The 580-nt window shown below is 28.8% G+C and carries 2 protein-coding genes; one reads left to right on the top strand and one right to left on the bottom strand.

The features are described 5' to 3' along the window. On the bottom strand, window positions 1-199 hold a 199-nt coding region (locus AWT65_RS06905; protein ID WP_198142966.1), incomplete at its 3' end, for an ABC transporter permease. Here AWT65_RS06905 and AWT65_RS06665 point away from each other — a divergent pair. Next, a partial coding sequence (locus tag AWT65_RS06665) for an ABC transporter permease (protein WP_232292799.1) occupies window positions 175-580 on the top strand: 406 nt, incomplete at its 3' end. The genes AWT65_RS06905 and AWT65_RS06665 overlap by 25 nt on opposite strands.

Raw genomic sequence — 580 nt, forward strand, 5'->3', positions numbered from 1 at the left:
CTGTTCCTACTATTGTTACTACATAGTTCATAGTTCCATCAGTAAGAGTTATTTGTTTTCCTATTGCATTATTTCCAAAAAGTTCTTTTGCCTTTCTTCTATCAATTAATGCAACATTTGCACCATTATTAATTTCGTCTTCTGTAAAATATCTTCCAGCTGTTATTTTCGGACATATCTGAAGATGCTGGTTCTTTATTAGAAGTTAGTTTTAACCCTAAATATAAATCAAAAGGTATATTAGAAAAAGAATATTTTACAGATGATGATCTTGAAATTCTTAAAAATTTTCAATCGATTGTATCAGCAACAAGTGCTACAACTATTGATAAAGATATTAGGGAAAAAACAAAAGATGATTATGTGTATACTTTTCCTGCAGATAAGAATTACTTATCAACTATGAAACCGAAAATAACAGCTGGAAGATATTTTACAGAAGACGAAATTAATAATGGTGCAAATGTTGCATTAATTGATAGAAGAAAGGCAAAAGAACTTTTTGGAAATAATGCAATAGGAAAACAAATAACTCTTACTGATGGAACTATGAACTATGTAGTAACAATAGTAGGAACAG

It is taken from the genome of Sneathia sanguinegens (genome assembly GCF_001517935.1).
Taxonomy (GTDB): Bacteria; Fusobacteriota; Fusobacteriia; order Fusobacteriales; family Leptotrichiaceae; genus Sneathia; species Sneathia sanguinegens.